The sequence below is a fragment of the Rhizobium altiplani genome (assembly GCF_001542405.1).
GTDB classification, from domain to species: Bacteria; Pseudomonadota; Alphaproteobacteria; order Rhizobiales; family Rhizobiaceae; genus Rhizobium; species Rhizobium altiplani.
On the sequence record NZ_LNCD01000034.1, the window covers coordinates 23,988 to 45,137 of the forward strand.

General features: G+C 60.8%; 19 protein-coding genes. 4 read left to right on the plus strand and 15 right to left on the minus strand.

From position 1 onward, the window contains the following. Nucleotides 1-79: 79 nt before the first annotated feature. From AS026_RS06920 to AS026_RS06970, 11 genes are all read right to left on the minus strand, one after another. Nucleotides 80-919, minus strand: coding sequence for an ABC transporter permease (locus AS026_RS06920; RefSeq protein ID WP_100248132.1), 840 nt, complete (start codon nt 917-919; stop codon nt 80-82). Between the two features lie 49 nt (nt 920-968). Then, nucleotides 969-1,895 (minus strand): ABC transporter permease, encoded by a 927-nt coding sequence (locus tag AS026_RS06925; protein WP_062369135.1) that lies wholly within the window; start codon nt 1,893-1,895, stop codon nt 969-971. Between the two features lie 11 nt (nt 1,896-1,906). Continuing rightward, nucleotides 1,907-2,890 (minus strand): ABC transporter ATP-binding protein, encoded by a 984-nt coding sequence (locus AS026_RS06930; protein ID WP_062369136.1) that lies wholly within the window; start codon nt 2,888-2,890, stop codon nt 1,907-1,909. After that, nucleotides 2,887-3,903, minus strand: a complete 1,017-nt coding sequence (locus tag AS026_RS06935) for an ABC transporter ATP-binding protein (RefSeq protein WP_062369217.1) — start codon at nt 3,901-3,903, stop codon at nt 2,887-2,889. Before AS026_RS06935 ends, AS026_RS06930 begins: the two co-directional genes overlap by 4 nt. 89 nt (nt 3,904-3,992) lie before the next feature. After that, nucleotides 3,993-5,621, minus strand: coding sequence for an ABC transporter substrate-binding protein (locus AS026_RS06940; protein WP_062369137.1), 1,629 nt, complete (start codon nt 5,619-5,621; stop codon nt 3,993-3,995). 266 nt (nt 5,622-5,887) lie between these two features. Next, on the minus strand, nt 5,888-6,844 hold the full coding sequence (locus AS026_RS06945; RefSeq protein ID WP_062369138.1) for a sugar-binding transcriptional regulator: 957 nt from the start codon (nt 6,842-6,844) through the stop codon (nt 5,888-5,890). A gap of 54 nt (nt 6,845-6,898) precedes the next feature. Next, nucleotides 6,899-7,603: an HAD-IA family hydrolase gene (locus AS026_RS06950; RefSeq protein ID WP_082728463.1), complete on the minus strand. Its 705-nt coding sequence runs from the start codon at nt 7,601-7,603 to the stop codon at nt 6,899-6,901. A 74-nt stretch (nt 7,604-7,677) separates the two neighbouring features. Beyond that, nucleotides 7,678-8,427 (minus strand): glycerophosphodiester phosphodiesterase family protein, encoded by a 750-nt coding sequence (locus tag AS026_RS06955; RefSeq protein WP_062369140.1) that lies wholly within the window; start codon nt 8,425-8,427, stop codon nt 7,678-7,680. A gap of 573 nt (nt 8,428-9,000) precedes the next feature. Further along, complete coding sequence (locus AS026_RS06960; protein WP_062369141.1) at nt 9,001-11,295, minus strand: xanthine dehydrogenase family protein molybdopterin-binding subunit; 2,295 nt, start codon at nt 11,293-11,295, stop codon at nt 9,001-9,003. After that, nucleotides 11,292-12,275 (minus strand): FAD binding domain-containing protein, encoded by a 984-nt coding sequence (locus AS026_RS06965; RefSeq protein WP_062369142.1) that lies wholly within the window; start codon nt 12,273-12,275, stop codon nt 11,292-11,294. The genes AS026_RS06960 and AS026_RS06965 overlap by 4 nt, the downstream gene beginning before the upstream one ends. Further along, complete coding sequence (locus tag AS026_RS06970; protein WP_062369143.1) at nt 12,275-12,748, minus strand: (2Fe-2S)-binding protein; 474 nt, start codon at nt 12,746-12,748, stop codon at nt 12,275-12,277. The genes AS026_RS06965 and AS026_RS06970 overlap by 1 nt, the downstream gene beginning before the upstream one ends. A 234-nt stretch (nt 12,749-12,982) precedes the next feature. On the opposite strand from AS026_RS06970, the gene AS026_RS06975 reads away from it, so the two are divergent. Then, a complete protein-coding gene (locus tag AS026_RS06975; protein WP_062369218.1) occupies nt 12,983-13,576 on the plus strand; it encodes a TetR/AcrR family transcriptional regulator in 594 nt (197 codons plus the stop codon). Between the two features lie 57 nt (nt 13,577-13,633). Here AS026_RS06975 and minE read toward each other — a convergent pair whose 3' ends face one another. The 4 genes from minE to AS026_RS39440 form a co-directional block, all read right to left on the minus strand. Then, nucleotides 13,634-13,894 (minus strand): cell division topological specificity factor MinE, encoded by a 261-nt coding sequence (gene minE / locus AS026_RS06980; protein WP_018858057.1) that lies wholly within the window; start codon nt 13,892-13,894, stop codon nt 13,634-13,636. Next, entirely contained in the window at nt 13,891-14,709 is an 819-nt protein-coding gene (minD, locus tag AS026_RS06985; protein WP_062369144.1) for a septum site-determining protein MinD, read from the minus strand. Before minD ends, minE begins: the two co-directional genes overlap by 4 nt. A 32-nt stretch (nt 14,710-14,741) precedes the next feature. Further along, nucleotides 14,742-15,467, minus strand: a complete 726-nt coding sequence (gene minC / locus AS026_RS06990) for a septum site-determining protein MinC (RefSeq protein ID WP_018858055.1) — start codon at nt 15,465-15,467, stop codon at nt 14,742-14,744. A gap of 294 nt (nt 15,468-15,761) precedes the next feature. Continuing rightward, on the minus strand, nt 15,762-15,899 hold the full coding sequence (locus AS026_RS39440) for a DUF1127 domain-containing protein (protein ID WP_018858054.1): 138 nt from the start codon (nt 15,897-15,899) through the stop codon (nt 15,762-15,764). 351 nt (nt 15,900-16,250) lie between these two features. On the opposite strand from AS026_RS39440, the gene AS026_RS07000 reads away from it, so the two are divergent. The 3 genes from AS026_RS07000 to AS026_RS07010 all read left to right on the plus strand — a co-directional run bounded on the left by AS026_RS07000 (nt 16,251) and on the right by AS026_RS07010 (nt 20,974). After that, nucleotides 16,251-18,332, plus strand: coding sequence for an alpha-ketoacid dehydrogenase subunit alpha/beta (locus AS026_RS07000; RefSeq protein ID WP_062369146.1), 2,082 nt, complete (start codon nt 16,251-16,253; stop codon nt 18,330-18,332). A gap of 3 nt (nt 18,333-18,335) precedes the next feature. Then, a complete protein-coding gene (locus AS026_RS07005; protein ID WP_062369147.1) occupies nt 18,336-19,556 on the plus strand; it encodes a dihydrolipoamide acetyltransferase family protein in 1,221 nt (406 codons plus the stop codon). Between the two features lie 236 nt (nt 19,557-19,792). Next, the gene (locus AS026_RS07010) at nt 19,793-20,974 is read left to right on the plus strand and encodes a helix-turn-helix domain-containing protein (RefSeq protein WP_245307378.1); all 1,182 of its coding nucleotides are present in this window, start codon (nt 19,793-19,795) and stop codon (nt 20,972-20,974) included. The last annotated feature ends 176 nt before the right edge of the window (nt 20,975-21,150 follow it).

Genomic DNA, 21,150 nt, shown 5'->3' on the forward strand with positions numbered 1-21,150 from the left:
ATTGAGGGCGTGTGAACTGCGGCGGTGTCGCCGCAGAATGGAAAGGTCTGGCTTGCGGCACTTGAGCCCTAAGTCCGCCTCAGCTGACGGTCGGGTCCAGCTTGTCGCGAAGCCAGTCGCCGGCAAGCGAGATCGAAAGCGTTGTCAGCATGATGACGGTGGCCGGTGCCAGCATGATCCAGGGGGCGCGCGTCAGGTATTCCCGCCCGAAGCCGACCATGTTGCCAAGACTGGTCTCAGGCGGCTGGACACCCAGCCCGAGGAACGACAGGCCGCTTTCCATCAGGATGATCTCCGGAAAGGTCAGCGTCATCGAGACGATGAGGGTCGAAGCGACGTTGGGCAGGATGTGGCGGAGATAGACCCGCGTCGGGGTCGCGCCGAGATGCACAACTGCCGCCGCATATCCCTGCGCGCCAGCGGCAATGGCCAGGCCGCGAGCAATGCGGGCATAACGCTCCCAGCCATAGAAGCCCATGAGACAAACCAAGAGCACCATGGATGAGCCGAAAAAGGCGAGCACAGCAAGCGACATGATCAGGAAAGGCAAGGCCGCCTGGAAGTCCGCCAGCACGAGCACGACGTGCTCGACTGCACCGCGAAAACGGGCAGCGGCGAAGCCGAGAAGCGTGCCAAAGACCGCTGATAGAAGCGTCGCGCCAAAGGCGATGATCAACGAGAGGCGGATCGACTGGATCAGGCGCGAGAGAACGTCGCGACCAAGCTCGTCTGTGCCAAGCCAATGTTTGCTGGAGCCGGGCGCGGAAAGCCGGCTGGTGAGGTCCATGGCGGTAATATTGTAGGGCCGCATGTGGTCGGCAAAGACGGCAACCACCACCATTGTGAGAAGCCACAGAATGCCAAGGGAAACGAGCGGCGGTACGGTTTGCAGCAGCCGCGGCGTCCTGCCATTTGCCATTCGGACAGTCCGCGCTTGACCAAGTTCGGCAGTAGCCATGCTTCTTTCCTCAATGTCCTGTGTGAGAGCGCAACCGCGGATCGAGCCAGCCATAGAGCAGATCGACAACAAGATTGGAGACGACCATCGTGGCTGCGATGATCAGGAGAATGCATTGAACGACCGCCAGATCTCGATTGCTGACAGACACGACTAGCAAACGACCGATGCCCGGCCAGGAGAAGATCGACTCCACGACAACGGCACCCGCGATCAGCGATCCGACCATGAAGCCGACGATGGTAACGATTGGGACGGCGGCATTGGGGAGCGCGTGGCTCCAGACGACGTCGCTCCACTTCAGCCCCTTGGCGGACGCCGTCCGGATATAGGGCTGCCCCATCACCTCGATCATTGCGCTGCGCGAAAAGCGGGCAAGGATGCCGATCCCCCCAATGCTCATCGTGATCGTCGGCAGGATGCCATGCATCCACGTGTCCTGACCGCCGGATGGTAGAAGCCCGAGCATAACGGAGAAAATCAGAACCAGCACGAGCCCCATCACGAAGGAGGGAATTGTGAAGCCAAAGATCGCCAGAAGGATGACCCCGCGATCGGCAAAACTCTGCCGATGGAGCGCCGCGTAGACGCCCGCTGGAATGCCGATCACAAGTTTCAGGATCAACGCCGGCACTGTCAGTTGCAGGGTGGCCGGAACGCGCTCCATGACGAGACGCAGAGCTGACGCCTTATCGCGCATCGACACGCCAAAATCGCCGGTGAATATCGATCTTAGATAAGCGATATACTGAATCCAGAGCGGCTGATCGAGACCCCACGCCTTTCTGAAGGCGTCGATGGAATCCTGCGGCACGTCGGGTCCTAGCATGACCTGCGCCGGATCACCCGACATGCGCAAAACGACGAAGGCAAACGTCACGACAGCGAAGATCGTGATCAGCGCCCGGAACAGCCGCACGAGAACGAAGCGGATCATCTGAGCCTTCCCTATGCTGCAATCCGGGCGTCTTCGCCCGCTGTCACGTGGCACGCCACTGTCCGCCCGTGCCCGATGGTCTTCAGCTGGGGCGCGTCGATACGGCAGCGATCGCGCGCCAGCGGGCAGCGCGGATGAAAGGCACAGCCTGACGGTCGGTTTGCCGGATTGGGCGGCTCGCCCTGAAGGATCGTGCGTCCTTGCAGCGGTATGCCTGCACGCGGTACGCTCGATACCAGAGCGCGCGTGTAGGGATGCATCGGCGAGTGGAAGATCACGTCAGCCGATGCCTCTTCGACGACACGGCCGAGATACATGACGGCAACCTTATCGGCCATGTTGCGCACCACCTTGAGGTCATGGCTGATGAACACCATTGCGATGTTGTGCTGCTGCTGAAGATCGCGAAGCATGTTGATGATCTGGGCCTGGATGGAGACGTCGAGTGCCGAAACCGGTTCGTCGCACACCAGAAGCTTCGGGCGGGAAGCGATTGCGCGCGCGATCACGGCGCGCTGGCGTTGACCACCTGACAATTCGTGCGGGAAGCGTGTAGCCTGATCCGGCCGAAGGCCAACCGCGTTCATCAGTTCCGCAACCCGTGCGGCGCGATGTTCCCTTGGAATCAGCCGGTGGATTTCCAGCGGTTCGGACAGCTGCGTGGCAATCGTCAGGCGTCGGTCGAGGGCAGCGAGCGGATCCTGGTAGACAAGTTGCATCTTGGCCCGCAGCTTGCGCCATTCCGGGGTTCTGCTTGCCGGCATGTGCTTGCCATCAAACACGACCTCACCTTCCTGTGCGGCGTCGATCCCGAGCAGCATGCGGCCGAGCGTCGACTTTCCCGAGCCAGACTCTCCGACGATGCCGAGGGTCTCGCCGGGCATGACGGCCAGCGAGATACCGTCGACGGCGCGCACCGGTGTCGGGCGACCGAACAGTCCACGGCGGACATGGTAGATGCGAACGAGGTCGCGGACTTCAATCAACGGCGTCAATGCATCATCCCCTCTGCGATGCGGTCTCTCGTCTCGGCGGCAATCGCCGCTGGCGGGACCGGGCGAGCGCATGCGAGCTGGCGTCCACGGCCGATCGAAACAAGCGGTGGCAACTCGTGACTGCATGCCTCGACAGCGCGAGGGCAGCGCGGCGAAAAGGAGCATCCTTTGGGTAGGTTCCGTGGATCCGGCACAGTCCCTGTGATCGGGATCAAACGTTGCCGCGGACCATCGATACCTGGAATGGCGTCGAAGAGACCGCGGGTATAAGGATGGCGAGGCTCAGCGAAAAGCTCGGCCACCATCCCTTCCTCGACAATGCGCCCGGCATACATGACGCAGACTCGCTCGCAAACCTGCGACACCGCGCCGAGGTCGTGACTGATGAAAACGGTCGCCATACCCGTCTCGGTCCTGAGAGAGGTCAACAGGTCCAGGATTTGTGCCTGGATTGTCGCGTCGAGCGCTGTCGTCGGCTCGTCGGCGATCAGCAGATCCGGCTCGCCGGCAAGGGCCATCGCAATCATCAACCGCTGGCACTGTCCACCAGAGAATTCATGCGGATAAAGGTCAAAACGGCGCCGCACATCCGGGATGCCGACCATATCCATGAGCCGCCATGCTTCAGTCTTTGCCGCCTCGCCGCGAAGGCCGCGATGAATGAGAAGCGCCTCGGTGATCTGGCGCCCGATCTTCAGAACCGGATTGAGAGAGCTTGACGGGTCCTGGAAAATCATTGCGACGCGTCCGCCTCGGACTTGCTCCAGCGCGGAACGAGGCGCGGCGAGCAATTCCTGCCCGTCGATTTTGACCGATCCCATGACGCTCGCCTTGCCGGGCAACAGACCCAGCGCCGCAAGCCATGTCACCGACTTGCCGCAGCCAGATTCACCGACCAGGCCGACTGCCTCGCCTTTTGCAATGTCGAGATCGATCCCATGCAGTACCTGCACGCTATCGAAAGCGACTTTCAGCCCGCGCATTTCCACGAGCTTGGCGGCAGCTGTGCCCATCGGCTCACCCTTCCTGTCGGCGGTTGCGTTCGTAACAAACCAAATGGATCCGGCGGCTGGTTGCCGCCGGATCCGGTTCATCGCTGTGATCAGCTCGGCCAGTTGTTGGCGCGGAAATCCATTGCAAAGGCGGGAGCGGCCTTCCACTTGAGCGACGACTTCATGCCGGTGAAGACAGCGTTCTGATGCAAGACCTGGTAGACGGGGTCTTCGCGCTCGCAGATCTCGAGCATGCGGGCAAAGGCCTTCTTGCGCTGCGCTCGGTCGGTGCTGGTTTCCAGGATCTGAGACATCTGGTTGACCTCGGCATTCGACCAGTCCTTCTTCTGCTGGACTTCGCCGTTCGGGCCAAACTGGGCAACGATCGAGGAGACGGGATCGTTGAAGTTGGCTGAGGCGGACCAGTCGCGTACCCCCTTGATGCCTGCCGGATCGTGGATCTGGCCCCAGTTCTCCTTCATCTCGATCTCGACGTTGAGACCGACCTGCTTCCACATCTCCACCATGATCTGACCGTTGGCGGTCTGGTTGGTGTAGTAGTTGTTGAGCAGGCGGAAGGGGATCGCGTCGCCCTTGTAGTTCGCCTGCTTCAGGAGGTCCTGGGCGAGAGCCGGATTGTATTCCGGAACCGACCAGCCTTCGACGAACATGTCGCCGTAGAACGGAAACTGCAGGCCTGCCGGGATCTTCGTCTGGCCAGCCCACAGCGCGTCGACGATCGCCTGGCGGTCGATCGAATGCGTCATGGCGCGGCGGACCAGCGGGTTCTGCAGGATCGGATTCTGGATATTGAAGACCGAGATACGGTGATTGTTGATCGTCGAACCCTGCACCTCGAAGCCAGGAGCCGCCTGAACGGCTGCGATCTGGTCGGGCGGAAGGTCGCAGGCGAAATCATATTCGCCGGAAAGCAGGCCGTTGACGCGCGAGGCGACTTCTGGAACTTCAACAAAGCGGATCTGTTCGAGCGGCGGGCGACCGCCCCAATATTCGTCAAAGGCCACGAGTGTCAGTGACACATCGGGCTTGAACTCGGCGACCATGTAAGGACCTGTCGTGACCGGCTTGCGGGCCCAATCGACATAGGTCCCAGCTTCGTCCCAGGCACGACGATTGGCGATCTGGCTGCCGAAAGCGTAGAGGCGGCCTTCGAGCGTCACGTCAGGCGTCGCGTTGTGGAAGCGAACCGTGTACTTGTCGACGGCTTCGACGCCAGCGAGCGCCGGCCACAGACGACGGCCCACGCCCGGTACCGCTGCCGGCAATTCCTTGACGGAGGTCGGCTTGTTGTCGTTTTCGAAGATCGTCTTGCCGCCTGCCGGCTGCGTGCTGCCGAACACGCGCTGGGAGGAAAAGCTGAAGACGACATCGTCAGCAGTCAACTCGTCGCCGTTGTGGAACCTCACGCCGTGACGCAGCTTGAGTTCCAGCGTCTTGTCGTCGATGCGCTTCCACTCTGTGGCGAGACCGGCAACTGGACCCTGATTGCCCATCCAGTCACGCAGGATCAAACCTTCCCAGAGGTTGGGGAAGAAAACTCGCTCGCCGACATTCGACTGCTCGTTCCAGATATCAAGCGTGTTGTTATTGGTGATTTTCTGGACGGCGATCGTCACGGACGGCCGCTTGCCTTGGCTCAACGCGAAGCGTGGCAAAATCGCTGTGCCTGCAGTTGCGCCAAGCAGCCCCAGGACGCTGCGTCGATTGATAGAAAGCATGAAGGTCTCCCTTTGACGAAGTTTTGACGGAAATGGATCGGTCATAATGTCGCGGTGTTTTATGGCAGACTGCATGTCGGTTTCTTGATGAAACGATGAAGTTTACGTGACATTTAAGATGCTGTATTTGTTAACTTATATCGACTTGTCCAGGCATCGAATTCCGCCCCCAATCCGTCCGGATTTTGGTTCACGGGCTCTTCGTCGAGCCAAGGCGAGCGATGCACAATTCGCCGATCAAGTCGCCCTTTCGGGCGCCCCGACCGTTATGATCCCAGCAGGCTCTGCGCAGTAATCTCGTCGGTCATCAGACCGTTGATCAGGCGTCCCTTCAGGGCAGCCTGGATCGCCGCCAGTTTCTGTTGACCCTTCGCCACGCCGATCACCAATGTCCTGCTGCAGGATGGAATGGGCGCACTCGCGACGCGATCGTTGGTAATGCCTTCAATCAGCTTGCCGTCCTTGTCGAACGTCCACCCGACAATCTCTCCGACTGCGCCTGCCTGATGCAGGAGCTTCAGTTCGTCCTTCAGGATGAAACCATCAAGGAAAAGAGGCGCCTGAACGCCGACGTCCCCAATACCGACAAAGGCAACGTCAGCGCGTGCGGCAAGCGATAGCGTCTGGCGGATTACGGGCTGGTTGTGAAGGACCACCCGTTCCTGTCGCGACGAGGCGATAACCGGAACCGGCATCGGAAAGCATTTCGCCGTGATGAGGTCGGCAAGTTTGAAGACCACATTGTAGAACCAGACCGAGCCTTCGCGGGTGATATTGCCGGTCAAGGAAACGATCTTGTGCTGGTGTGCTTCCATGGGCACCATTTCCTCGATCGCGGCCTTCAACGTGTGACCGGTACCAATGGCGATCACGGCAGGCTTGTCGCAAGCCAGCCGGCGCTCCATTTCGGCAGCCGCCGCCTGGGCAAGGCCACCGCTCAAGCCCTGAGCCTGATCGCCGGACGGAATGACTTCCACGAACTGCAGCGAAAACTTGCTCTTCAGCCTTGCTGCCATACTCATGCAGTGGCCAACCGGATGATCGAGCCGGATCTTGATCAAGCCTTGCGAGACAGCGCGCGATACGAGACGCTGGGCGGTTTGCCGGGAAACGCCGAGCTTCTGCGCGATCTCGTCCTGGCTGTGCCCCCCTATGTAATAAAGCCAGCCAGCCTTGGCCGTGAAATCGAGCCGGCTGCCATGGTCATCTCGCCTCGCAATCATGTCGCCCGCCTCCCCGCTGGTTCATCCTCATCTGCGTCACGGCGTCGATCGAGGTCACGCCCCCACCTCGACCGATTGCCGGGCCGGGTGCTGGTTGCCGACTCGTCGGCACAGGACATGCAGCAGCTCTTTGGCACCGAGAACGACCTCCTCGGCTCCTGCCGCAAACAGCGCCTCGCGCCTGCCCGAACGCGGATCGTTTGGCGCCACGAAGCCGATTGCCGGTACGCCGGCAGCAACTGCCGCCTGAATACCCGCTGCGCTGTCATCGATGACGATGCTGCGCGCGCTGCTCGCGTTCATTTTGGACAGGCAGAACCGGATGAGATCTGGCGCGGGCTTTGGGGCGGCGACCATCTCGGCGCTGAATATGTTCGGGGCAAAGTGTGACCACAGATCGAGAAGGCCGAGGCTCTTTCTGAGGCGTTCGACCGTGCTGTTCGATGCGACACATTTTGCAACGTCGAGCCCATCGAGAACGGCGCTGATGCCCTCCATCGGCAGGAGGTCGCGGCGGAAAGCAGCAAATATTTCGGCATGCCATCCGGCAAAAACGGAATCGAGGTCGGCGCGGATGCGGTTGGCCAGAATCCGCCGCAAGTCAGCCTCCGACTTTCCGGTAAACTCGACGAGCACCTGGCGCGGCGTCATCTCCATGCCGGCCTGGGTTATGGCATGGGCAAGCGTGCGCGCCGCAATCGGTTCGCTATCGATCAGCACGCCATCGCAATCAAATATCAGAAGATCCAAACTACTCATAGGTTCGCTATTCAGGGTATTCCGTGGTTCGCACGTCTGCATGCACAGGCCGTTGCTGGGAGGGCCCCAAGTGATCAAGCGACCGAATCCTGCGATCCGGCGCACACCGCCAGGGCCAGGGCTGGATCATCGCTGGTGATCCAGCCGACGCCCTGCCCGAGCCAGTGTTCGATCTCCTCTTGCTCATTCAACACCCAGCAGCAGAGACGATCGCGTGAAATGACCGCGGCAACGTCGTGAAAGGTTGCGGCCAGCAGCGACTTCTCGATGGCAACGAGGCCGGCGACTTCCGCAGCTTTGGCGAAGGTCGCAGCCGCGCCCAGCGCCTCGGCGGACTTGGCATTGATCGAGCACAGGCGGCCGATTTCGGGAGCAACCTCTTGGCACCGCGCGAGAACCCCCAGATTGAAGCTTGTCAACAGGCTGCGCCCGGCAAGCCCGTGACGTCGAATGGCCGCCGCCGCCAAGGCCTCAAGCCCTTCATAGTGCGCTCCATCCGCGTCGGCTTTCAGCTCGACATGAAGCTCGACGGGTCTCGAGGAAGCAAACAGAGCAAGCACCTCGTCAAGGGTCGGGATTACCTCCTGCGATCCTTTGAGGCGGGTCGCCTGATGATCGGAAGGTGACAACGCCCGGACCTTGCCCGCTTTCTCGGTCGAACGCTCAAGCGTGGCGTCGTGAATGACGACAAGTTCCCCGGCGTCGGTCAAATGCACATCGAATTCGATCGCATCGACCGGGAGTTCCAAGGTCTTTCTGAAACCCTCAATCGAATTTTCGGGCCATTTATTTCGTGCTCCGCGATGGCCAACGATTTTCGTCATGGGAAATACCTTCCGTAAAGATCAACTGGTCGAAAGTGCCGCCTCCCGGAAGCGACGCTTGTCTGCCCGCAATGTGACAGGCACCGTCACGTCTTGCGGCCAAGGCGGCAGGAGCGAAGTATCGACGCTTCCAGAAGCTGGCATCGCGCGGGGCCCTCGGTCTGCGCTTTAGCCGCCTAACGGCAGCGTTAGCGGCCCGGTATAGTGAGCGCAGATAACCGTTGCGTGACATCTACCTCCACGGATGAGCAAATGCTCAATTCCGGGAACAAGGCGCGCTGATAGGGTTCAAAATTTGCGGGTGCGGTTAGCGGCATTGAAGCGGCTTCATGTACCTGAATGCCAATGGCTGCCGTCGATGCTGAGATATCGGCGAAGCCTTGTCATTCGACATCCTTACGGGAGATGCGAATTCACGACCGGCCAGGCACCAGGCACGCGGTCGCGGATGTATTTTTCCATAAGGGAATCATTCCCGCGCAATCCAATCACGGATGCGCGGGAACCCGCCATACGCACTTTACGCTGCACGGCCCGTCGCCTGCGAAGAACGCAAGCCGACGAAGCCACTCGTCACTGCAGCTTCTCAAGCGTTATCGGCAGGTCGCGAACCCGCTTTCCGGTGGCGTGATAGACGGCATTGGCGATTGCCGGCGCAACGCCGACAATGCCGACTTCGCCGACACCCTTGCCCCCGAGCACCGAGGCGTTGAGGTCGGGGATGCCAACGGAGATTACCTGGATCGGCGGAATGTCGGCATTGGTCGCAACGAGGTAGTCGCCGAGGTTGTTGTTGATGACGCGTCCGTTGCGCGGGTCAACCAGGCCTTCCTCGAGCAGCGCCTGACCGATCCCCATGATGATCCCACCACGCCATTGGCTTTCGGTAAGCTTGGGGTTGTAGATCCTGCCGCAATCGAAGGCCGAGACCATGCGGGAGACACGGACGGTACCGAAATCCTCATCCACCTTCACCTCCACAAAATGCGCGCACCAGCTGTGCATGGCGAACTCGCCCGCAGTCGGCCCCTTGATGCTTGTCATCGTGGTCCAGGCTTTCCGGTGACCTTCCGGCCCCTGCTCTCCGTCAGGAAGAGTGTTTCGCCGTGTCTCAACGCTGTCGCGGCCAAGAGCTGTCATCAGCTCCGGTATGGAGACCGAAAGCCCCCCGTCGCGAGGCACTGAAATCCGACCGCTCGCGAGTGTCAACGTATTGGCGCCGGTATCACGGAAAGGAGAGGCACTGTCGTTGAGGGCAAGCTCGATCAGTTCGTCGCGGGCAGCCGATGCTGCCTTGTGGACGGCCCCGGTGATTGCGCCGGCAAGCATTGAGCCGCCAGCAACCGTAGCGCCGGGAAGCGATGAGTCACCAAGCCGGACATTGATGCTTTCGACCGGAACACCGAGCACTTCAGCCGCGGTTTGGGCGAGGATCGTGTAAGTGCCCTGTCCCATGTCGATCGCGCCACTGACGACTTCCACCGAACCATCGGCGAGAATTCGGATCAGTGCCTCGCTCGAAGCGCGCAGAACCGGGAAGGTTCCGCACGCCACCCCCCAGCCGATGAGTTGTCTGCCATCTCGCATCGAGCGTGGCTCAAAGCTGCGGCGTGACCATCCAAACGCCTTGCCGCCCTCGGCAAGCGCCTCGCGCAAGCGGCGGGTCGACCACGGCTTGCCGGACTGTGGGTCCGCCTCGGCGTAATTGCGCAACCTGAGTTCTACAGGATCGATCCCGACCGCATAGGCGAGCTCATCCATGGCGCTTTCCAGGCCGAAGGCGCTTGGATTCTTGCCAGGAGCGCGCAGAGCTCCCGGCACAACCGTATTGACAGGAACGATGCTGTGTTTCGCGCTGAAATTCTCCACAGCGTACATCAGTGGTGTCGCCGCGTTTGTCTGCTCGGGAAAATCGGCGTAAGTCGCTGTCTCGCTGGCACCCCGATGCACGATGGACTGCAGCACGCCGTCGGCGTTGGCGCCAAGAGCGATTGTCTGCCTGGTCGCGGCACGACCACCATAGGCCGTAAAAGTCTGCGGGCGCGCAACAGCGAGCTTTACCGCGCGCCCAAGCTTGCGCGCTGCTGCGGTTGCAACGGCGCCGTAGGCATAGGCTGTTGCCTTTGAGCCGAAGCCACCACCGATAAAGGGCGAGACGATACGCACATTTTCAGGGGGCAGTCCGTACCACTCGGCATAGGTGCGGGCCATTCCGTGCGTCCATTGGCTCGGTTCCCAGATGGTCAGCTGATCACCGTCCCATTTGGCAATCAGGCCATGCGGCTCGATCGTCACGTGATATTCGCGTGGCGTTCGATACTCTGCCTCGACACGCACCGCGGAGGCGGCGAGCGCGGTCTCGGCATCGCCCCAGCTCACCGTTAGCGCATCGAGTAGCTTTCCTTCTCCGGCTTCGGGGTCATCGAGATCGACGAACGCCGGCCCTTCCTCGTAGGTGATGTCGACCAACCTTGCCGCTTCGGTTGCCTGCTCCAGTGTTTCCGCGATCACGGCAGCAACCGCCTGACCGTTGAAGCTGACATTGTGCGAAAGGGGATGGTAGGGCTGGTTGTCCGGCCGGTTTCCGTACCAATCGGACGCCACCTTTAGGCCGAGATCGATATCGGGTGTCAGCACCAGTAGCGTGCCTGGAGCAGCCTCTGCCCGCGTCGTGTCGACCTGTACAACCCGACCGGCAGCAATCCGGCTCTGCACCAGGACAGCATAGGCCAAGCCCTCGACTGGCTGTTCCAAAGCATAGGTAGCGCTACCGGTGATCTTCAGCTTTCCATCGAAGCGCGAGAGGCGACCGCCGATCGTACCGTCGGAAGCATCACCACGTTTGTTTCGGGGTTCCATGATGGTCATGCAAGACCTCCCAGATTGAGGATGGCGCGCGCAATGACGCGCGGCGCGAGTTCGATCTTGTAGCGATTGGCGCCATGCGCGATGGCGCCATCCATTGCCAGTCGGCTTGCCTTCTCGATGATACCGGCATCGAGGGACTTCCCAATCAAAGCCTCCTCGACAGCTCGTGCACGCCAGGGCTTGGTGGCAACGCCACCCAACGCGACGCGGATGTCGCGGACCGTCCTGCCGTCTGGCTCCATCTCGAGACCGACGGCAGCGCTTGCGGCTGCGAATTCATAGGACTGGCGGTCCCGGATCTTGAGGTAGGTCGAATGTCTGGCGACTGGCGACGCCGGAATGAGGACCGCAACCACCATCTCGCCGCGCTCAAGGATCGTTTCACGATCGGGTGTGTCGCCGGGAAGCACGAAGAATTCGACAGCAGTCACCTTTCGGCCACCGAGGTCGATCGTGGCGTCCAGTGCAACCAGCGCAACGGCGAGATCCCCCGGATAGACAGCAATGCAAGCCTCGCTCGTTCCCAGCACCGCATGATTTCGGGTCACTCCCCCGATCGCCGCGCAGCCGGAACCGGGGTTGCGCTTGTTGCAGGCAGAAAACGTCGCAGGGTCACGGAAATAGGGGCACCGCGTCCGCTGCAGAAGATTGCCGCCTATCGTCGCCATATTTCGCAACTGTGGAGAGGCCGCCAGCAAGAGCGACTGCGAAACGGCCGGATAGTCGGCGCGTATCCCTGGGCTGCGGGCCACATCTTCCATTTTCGCCAGCGCGCCGATGGTAACCCCATCAGCATCCGCCGCAATCTGCGACAGACCCGAAAGGTGACTGATATCGACGACTGAATCGGGTTCCGCAACACCACATTTTGCCAGGTCGAGAAGCGTCGTGCCGCCGGCAAGCAGCATCGCGCCTGGTTGCGTGGCGTGCTGGCGGGCGTCGTCGAGCGAACCTGCCCGGAAATAGCTGAAGTCCCTCATCACACCATCTCCGCCGCTTCGCGGACCGCCGCCACGATATGATTATAGGCGCCGCACCGACAGAGATTGCCGGCCATGTATTCCCGGATCTCGTCGTCCGAGCCCGCTCGCCCCTCGCGGATGCAGGCGACGGCCGACATGATCTGGCCCGGCGTGCAATAGCCGCACTGGAAGGCGTCATGTTCCAGGAAGGCGGTCTGTACCGGATGCAGGTCGCCGCTTTCGGCCGCAAGTCCTTCGATCGTCGTGATGCTTCGCCCTTCGACCTGGGCGGCGAGCGTCAGACAGGCGAGCACGCGCTTGCCGTCGACGTGGACGGTGCATGCGCCGCACTGCCCCTGGTCGCAACCCTTCTTCGTGCCAGTAAGGCCAAGTTGCTCCCGCAGTGCGTCGAGCAACATCACGCGCGGTTCGACATCGAGATCATGCCGCCGTCCGTTGATGTCCAGGGAAAGATGAACCGTTCGTGTCATGATAAGCTCCTGCTATCGTCACGAGATTGGATGTAAATCCAGAAAGAGGGTGGCCGCCGGGAATAGGAGCGCTACCTAAACTCGCGGGAAGCAAGTCTGGGCACGTTTCGACATGACATCCTGCTCCCTTCTGGATTAAGAGGTAAAAGGCACCTCCTCACAAACGGAGGAGCCTCCGTTTAATCTAGTGACTTGCCGGTTGCCGTCAAGTCCGGAATGCGCTTGGAGCTTATTTTGGCCTCGGCACCGCCGAAGACAGCACACTCGACACCGCCACCACTGCGCGCCGACGCCCGCCGTAATCGTGAGAAGCTCGTCGAAGTCGCCGCCGCAGTCTTTGCGGAAGCTGGCGTTGAAACATCGCTGGAAGACATTGCCCGCCGGGCCGGCGTCGGCATTGGAACGCTCTACCGGCATTTTCCAACGCGCGAGCATCTTGTTGAGGTGGTCTATCGGCGGGAACTGGAAAGCCTCGCCGCGGCGGCGGAGGATCTCGCGGCAAGCCACGCGCCTGACGCTGCGCTGGAAGAATGGATGCGCCGCTTTGTTGGCTACATTGCCGCAAAGCGGGGGATGGCAAGCAGCTTGAAAATCCTGATGGACTCCAACGCCTCGCTGTTTGCCGAAGGCAGCGGCATCCTGCGCGGCGCCGTTGAACGGCTCCTGAGAGCGGCAGCCGATCAGGGCTTCATTCGAAACGATATCGACACGAGCGACCTTCTGCACGCCCTTTCGAGCATCTATTCGCTACCGGCATCTGCGGAGTGGCGGGATCGCTCGAACCGGCTTATCGGTCTCTTGATGGATGGGTTGCGGACGAAAAGGTAATGCCCTTGCCAGGCTTTGCGCCAGGCGGGAGGCGGCGCTCGTGGCGCCGCCCCTTGCTCATGCTGCCCGGACGGTCGCGCCCAGTGGGATTTCGACGTCGATCTCGAGGATCGACATATGCTCGTCGCGATCCATCGTCACACGAACCCGCTCGCTGTCGACCTGCACGTGTTTGGCGATAACGGCGAGGATCTCCTCGCGCAGCAACGATACGAGATCGGATCCTGCCGAAACGCGCTCATGCGCGAGTAGAATCTGTAGTCGTTCCCGGGCCGCTGGCGCGGTCCTTTGCTTGCCAAAGATGCTGAAGATGCTCATGCAGCGGCCCTCCGTCCGAAGATTTTACCGAAGATGCCCCGCCTTTCTCCCGGAACTACGACTGGAAGCTCCTCGCCCGCCAGCCTGCGCGCAGCATCGAAATAGGCCATCGCCGGCGCGCTGCGACTATCGGCCAGGGTCACGGGGGCACCGATGTTGGATGCGCGAAGCACATCCGAGCTTTCTGGGATGATGCCGAGAAGTGGGATGGAGAGGATCTCCAGCACGTCATCGACTTTCAGCATGTCACCGCGTTCTGCACGGTTGGGGTCGTAGCGCGTCAGGAGCAGATGTTTTTCCATCCGTTCTCCGCTTTCGGCCTTCGCGGTCTTCGAGTCGAGCAGCCCGATGATGCGGTCGGAATCACGCACTGAAGAGACTTCGGGATTGGTCACGACGACGGCGACGTCGGCGTGGCGCATGGCAAGCGTTGCACCGCGCTCGATCCCGGCCGGGCTGTCGCAGATGATCCAGTCGAAATGACGCTTCAGGTCGTTGATAACGCGCTCCACGCCTTCGGCGGTCAGGTTGTCCTTGTCGCGCGTCTGGGATGCCGGCAGCAGGAAGAGCGTCTCAAGTCTCTTGTCACGGATCAGCGCCTGCGAAAGCTTCGCGTCCCCCTGGATGACGTTGATCAGATCGTAAACAACCCTTCGTTCAGCGCCCATGACGAGATCGAGATTGCGCAGTCCGACGTCAAAGTCGACAACAACGACTTTCTCGTTTCTTTGAGCCAAGGCTGCTCCGAGGGCTGCGGTGGATGTGGTCTTGCCCACTCCGCCCTTGCCCGAAGTGACGACGATGACTTTCCCCATCTTTCTCTCCTGTGTGATAGCCAGCTTCGGGCCTAGATAAGTTTCTCTGCCTTGATCGATTCGCCTTCCAGCCAAAGCTGAACGGGCTGTCCGCGAAGGTTCGGCGCAATGTCTTCCGCCATCTTGTAGATGCCATCTATCGCCACCAACTCTGCCTCAAGCTTGCGGCAGAAGATTCGGGCCGATGTATTTCCGACGGAGCCCGCCATGGCCCGCCCCCTCAGTGTCCCGTAGATATGAACCGAGCCACCGGCGATGATTTCCGAACCGGAAGCGACTGACCCGATGACCGTGACATCGCCTTCTGGAAAGATCAGCGACTGGCCTGAACGGATAGGCTCGCGGATGACGATCGACTGCAGCGCAGGTCGGGCCTCGACGGCTTCGGGCTGGGTGGCGCGAACATCGATGACCGGCTCCTGCTGCGGAACCTCGAAATCCGAGACCGGGCGCCCGCCCTTGAGGGCTGGGGGCATGCCGGGGCCAATCAGCGACGGGCGGCAGCCCTCGATGCCCATGATGCTGACGTTGCGCTGCGCCAGCTCGGCAATCAGGCCCTTCAGCTGCGCCCGGTCGATCTGGAGATCGCCGACGTCAAGCACGACCGGTCGCCCCAGGAAGAAGCCGGCGGAGCGCGCGGCAAGATCATCTAGTCTTACGAGCCAGTCATCGAAGGGAAGATCTGGCGAAAGCATGACCGCCAGAAAAGAGCGGCCCTTGATACGGATCGAGCGAGCGTCAGTTAGCACTTTGGTCATCTATGTTAAGAAATCGTTGACTATTTCTATGTCTGATTTGGTTAACAAATAGTTAATTTCGGGCGCCCAGATCATTAACAGATCGCAAATCCTCTCACCGCAAATTCGAAGCCACTAGCCCCTGATGCGCTGACAGCAGGCATCTTGGATCGCCACTCTGGGGTAAGCGAGGATGCCTTCTCACAAAGGGGGGCTGGTGTCGCTGGCAGCGGACGCCAAGAACCTGCCAGGCAATCCCTGAAACAATAAAGGCCCGCTTGGGCGGGCCTTGAGGTCTGGATCTCGTTCGGCGCCTTAGCGACCGTAAACCAGCCGCTTGATGTCGCCACGGCTGACGCCGATGTCCTTCAGCGCCGAGTCGTCAAGTCTGGAAAGATCTCTGTATGCCTTGCGGAGCTGAAGGAACTCTCCGATCTTGTTGCCGATTTTCATGTCATATCTCCTTGTGCGATGCACAATTATATAGCTCATTGCTTCATGAATGAGCATTTCGAAAAGTGCATATGAGGCATCTGGAATTTGCAGCCTCGAGATGCAGGTTGCGAAGGAAACTTGCACGATCCCCTCGGCGACACGCACATCTGCCCGGCGATTCGATACGCAGCCACCGGCAATACCGGCCAAATCGGAACCTTATCGAGAGTGCCGAATTGATGGTGTGAAATATCGCCGTCTGGTGAAATGAATGTTTCACATCACCGTTCCCTTCGTGGAAAGCTGAAACGAAATTTCTCCAAGGCTGTACTAACCTCCCCGTGGATCAGAGATTTGGGAGGATCGAAGATGGCACAGGCGACCGCGCTTCTGATGCATGGCAGGAACGCACCCGATGAGGGAATAGACTGGAAACGCGTCACCTATCTCCTGCATCTCTCGCGCATCCTTGATGAGATGGAGGAAACACGGCTCGTTCCCGAGAAAAAGATCCTCTATCAGTTTTCCGCCCGCGGCCACGACATGGCGCAGATCATGCTCGGGCTGCAGCTGACGAACCGCCACGATGCTACCTGCGGCTACTATCGGTCACGGCCGCTGCTTTTGTCGCTCGGCGTCGATCCGGCCGATGCGCTCGGCTCGGCGATGGCGCGCGCCGGCGGCTATTCGGACGGTCGCGATATCGGCGTCGTCTTCAACTATCCGAACCGCGACGGCGCCTCTGCTCTGCCGATGTGCGGCGGTGTCGGAGCCCAGTACACCCCGACCGCGGGCTGGGCCCAGGCTATTCACTACCATGCAACGGTCCTCGGGGAGCATGACTACAGTGACGCGGTAGCGGTCGTCCTTGGTGGAGATGGTTCGGTCGCTTCGAATGGCTTCTGGTCGGCGCTGACAATCGCTACAACGCAGAAGCTGCCGATGTTGTTTTACGTCGAGGATAACGGCTTCGGCATCTCAGTTCCCTCCGATATGCAAACGCCGGGCGGAAACATTGCAGCCAATCTCGCGAGCTGGCGCGGCCTTGCCATATTTGAAGGTGATGGCTGCGATCCCGCTGACGTGGCTCGCCTCACGCAAAACGCCGTCGGTTTCGTCCGCGAGCAGAGAATGCCGGCTCTCCTGCGGCTGACGGTTCCGCGGCTGGAGGGTCATAGCTTCCAGGACACCCAGTCCTACAAGAGTGAAGAGCTGGTAAAGGCGGAATGGGCCCGCGATCCGTTGCCCCGTCTGCGAGACTATCTGGTTCCCTTGGCAATCAGCGCTGACGAGTGGGAAGCCTGCAGGCTTGAGGCCGGCGACACCGCGGAAAAGGCACGCGCCGAGGCTGAAAGCCGCGCCTTTTCGTCTCCCGAAACCGTCACCCGTCATGTGTTTTTCGACGGGGAAATGCAGTCGATGGGCGGTCAGCACTGCGACGGCTACCAGGCTCCGGAATGCAGCAACGAGGCCGCGCCAGATGGCCAACGCATCAATATGGTCACCGCGATCAGGCGCACACTGGACCACGAATTGGCCACCAACCCACGCGTGGTGCTGTTTGGCGAGGACATTGGTCCGAAGGGCGGCGTTCACGCGGTCACGCTTGGACTCCAGGAGAAATTCGGCAAGGACCGTGTCTTTGACACATCGCTGTCGGAAGAAGGCATCGTCGGTCGCGCCGTCGGGATGGCGCTCGCGGGCCTCGTTCCCGTTCCCGAGATCCAGTTCCGCAAATACGCCGAGCCCGCGACGGAACAGATCAACGATTGCGGCACGATCCGCTGGCGCACCAATAACCGGTTCGCCGCGCCGGTCGTGCTGCGCGTGCCCGGCGGCTTTTTCAAATGTGGGGATCCGTGGCACAGCCAGACGAACGAGGTCGCCTTCGTCCATCAACCAGGCTGGCAGGTTGCCGTTCCCTCGAACGCCGAAGACGCCGTCGGGCTGTTGCGAACGGCCCTGCGCGGGAACGATCCGGTGATCTACTTCGAGCATCGCGCCATGCTCGACCATCCATGGGCCCGTCGCCCCTACCCCGGCGACAACTTCGCGCTTCCCTTTGGCAAGGCACGCTTTACACAAAGGGGCGACGCAATCACGATCGTGACCTGGGGTGCCATGGTTCCACGCTGCGAGGAAGCGGCAGAAGGCATATCCGCCGATGTCATTGATCTGCGTACATTGATGCCGTGGGACCGCGAGAGCGTCATCTCGTCGGTTCGTCGCACACGACGCTGCCTTGTCGTCCATGAGGATCTTGGAACAGCCGGCTTCGGCGCAGAAATCGCCGCCGTCGTTGCTGACGAGGCTTTCCTGGATCTCGACGCCCCGGTCTCGCGGTTGACGATGCCTGACATCCCAAGCCCGCACAATCCGTCCCTGCTCGAATGGGCACTGCCGTCCGTGGACCGCATCCGGCAGAAGATCACCGCCCTGGTGGAGTACTAGATCATGGTCGATTTCGCCGAAGTCCTCGTTCCCGTCGAACAGGAGGGCACGAAGACGGTCGTTCGCAACTGGCTGAAGCAACCGGGTGAGACTGTCGCCCTGGATGATCCCCTCGTCGAGCTTGAGACGGACAAGGTGACGCAGGAGATTTCCGCACCCGCAGCCGGGATACTTGACGAGATCGTCATGGGATCGGGCACGGATGCGACGCCTGGCGCAGTTCTCGGCCGTATTCGCCTGATAGCTACCGCTCCCGGTGATGACCGTGCGCGGGATGCTCCACGCTTTCCGTCCCGCGAGACAAGCGATGCAGGCGGGGACCGGTTCTCGCCGGCGGTTCGCAGTGCCGGCGAGCAATACGGCATCGACCCGGCTGCGGTGCTTGGCACCGGCAGGGACGGACGTGTCACGCGTACGGATATGGATGCCGCGTTCGAAAAAAAACAGCGACGCGACGGGGTACCGTCGTCCGTGAACACACCGACCGGCTCCGAGCCGACCATTCTCGCCCGCGATCAGATCAGTCACGGATCGCGTATGGTCGCCCATACGCCCATGCGGCTTTCCATCGCCCGGCACATGCTGGAGTCGCTTACGGCCGCCCCCCATGTCACGTCGATCTTCGAGGCCGATTTCACGGCAGTCATCAGGCATCGCGAAAGGAACAAGGCGGCAATGGCCGCCGATGGCATCAATCTTTCCTATACGGCCTACATCATCGTCGCCTGCGTCGTGGCGATGCGGGCAGTGCCGGAGATCAACAGCCGCTGGCATGAGGATCATCTGGAGGTCTTCGACGATATCAACATCGGCGTCGGCATGGCCCTCGGCGACAGGGGCCTGGTCGTCCCGGTGATCCAGAAAGCGCAGAGCCTCGCGTTACCGGCTGTCGCCGCCAGACTTCAAGACCTGACCAATCGCGGGCGTTCGGGTGGCCTGACCAACGCCGACATGCGCGGCGGCACCTTCACCATCTCAAACCATGGCGTGTCTGGCTCGCTGGTCGCTACGCCCATCGTCATCAATCAGCCGCAGTCGGCAATTCTTGGCGTCGGAAAAATGGAGAAGCGCGTCGTCGTACGAGAGATCGACGGCGTCGACACCATCCAGATTCGACCAATGGCTTATGTCTCGTTGACTATCGATCATCGCGCGCTGGACGCCCACCAGACAAATGCCTGGTTGACGTCTTTCGTTCAGACCCTGGAGGGCTGGCAGGAATAGCGCAGGCGGCTCGCAAATAGCCGCGCCCGTCAGCTCGACTGGCGTCCCCCACGTATCACCGAAACGGCACCGTTGTATGCAGCACGCATCCACAATCGCGCGAGTGTGCATAACAGCGTCCTATGGTAGCGTTTTCATTGACTACAACGCGGCATGCGCTAGCTTTGACGCAAACAGTTGATTCAATTCTGGTGGGATAGCTAGGCCGTGCTCCCTGATCCGCTATGGAGACCGAATTGCCGGACGATGAACGATCTCGCCCCTTCCCTCCACACGCTGATGGCGGCAAGCACGACGATAGCAAGACCGTGCAGGTGGAACGCCGTCGCTTTCCTCGCGAAACCAAACCGTCGGACGAGCACCCTGCGCCTCCTCCGGCATTGAAACCTCTGCGATTTTCCACGCGCGACCTTGAGCCGGCACAGCAATTTTCCGCCTGGCAGTCTTATGTCGCGCCACTTGTCGATATCAGGCGCCCGGACAGCATTCCCACCGATACGGGTTTTGTGGCCGACCATGCAGTCTGGAACCTCGGCGGCATGCTTGTCGTTCAGCAAAGCACGCCCGCCCATAGCTATATGCGTTCGGAAGCGAAGGTTCGATCAAGCCCGATCGATCACTGGCATATCTCTGTATTGCGCGGCGGCCGAACATGGACGGAAGTTGGCGGACATGTTTCCGAGGGCGAGCCTGGAAATGTCGAATTGCGCAGTCTGGGGCATCCCTTTCGCGGTCGATCGACGGACGCCCAAACCCTGTCCCTCTACCTGCCTCGCGAATTGCTCCATCCCGCCTCCGCTGTCGAAATCAAGAACAACATCGCGCTCGTCGGAACACGCGCCAAACTGCTGATCGACTATCTGGATGGCGTCGAGACGAAGCTGGCGCTGCTTGCTGAGGCGGATCTTTCTCACGTGGTACAGACCGTCCGCGATCTGATCCTGGCCTGTGTTGCATCATCGTCAGCACATGTCTCGTCGCCAGAACAAAGCAGCGCCTTGCCACTGAAGGAACGCGTCCACCGCTTCGTCCAGCACAATCTGATGTCACCCGACCTGACGACCGACCGTTTGTGCCGGGAACTGGGCGTTTCCCGCACGCGGCTCTACCAGGCATTCGAGACAGACGGCGGTGTGCATCACTATATCCAGCGACGCCGGCTCTTGTCCGCGCACGCCGCATTGAGCGATACCTCCAACCGGCAACAAATCGGCGATATCGCCTTCGCGGCTGGCTTTTCCTCAGCCGCACATTTCAGCCGCGCCTTCAGCAAGGAATTCGGCTACAGCCCGCGTGAGGCGAGGACTTCGGGCATGCCGTCCAATATTGGCTATTCCGTCGAGCCGGTAGCCGAGGCTGAAACTGGTCAGTCCTTCGACACATGGCTGAGAACGCTTGGGCACAACCGTCGAGCCTGAGCGCGGTCCTCGCGTTAACGCCTTTCGTCGATCGCCACCCTTTCGCGCTGAATGCCCGCTACCGCAAATTCCCGCGTTCTTGGGTCATGCCTCGTGCAAGGCGAGCACCCACGGCTGTGCCAATATCGCTCAAGAGCGAGAGCACCTGGGAGTCCCTTGAGCCCGCAGAAATGTAC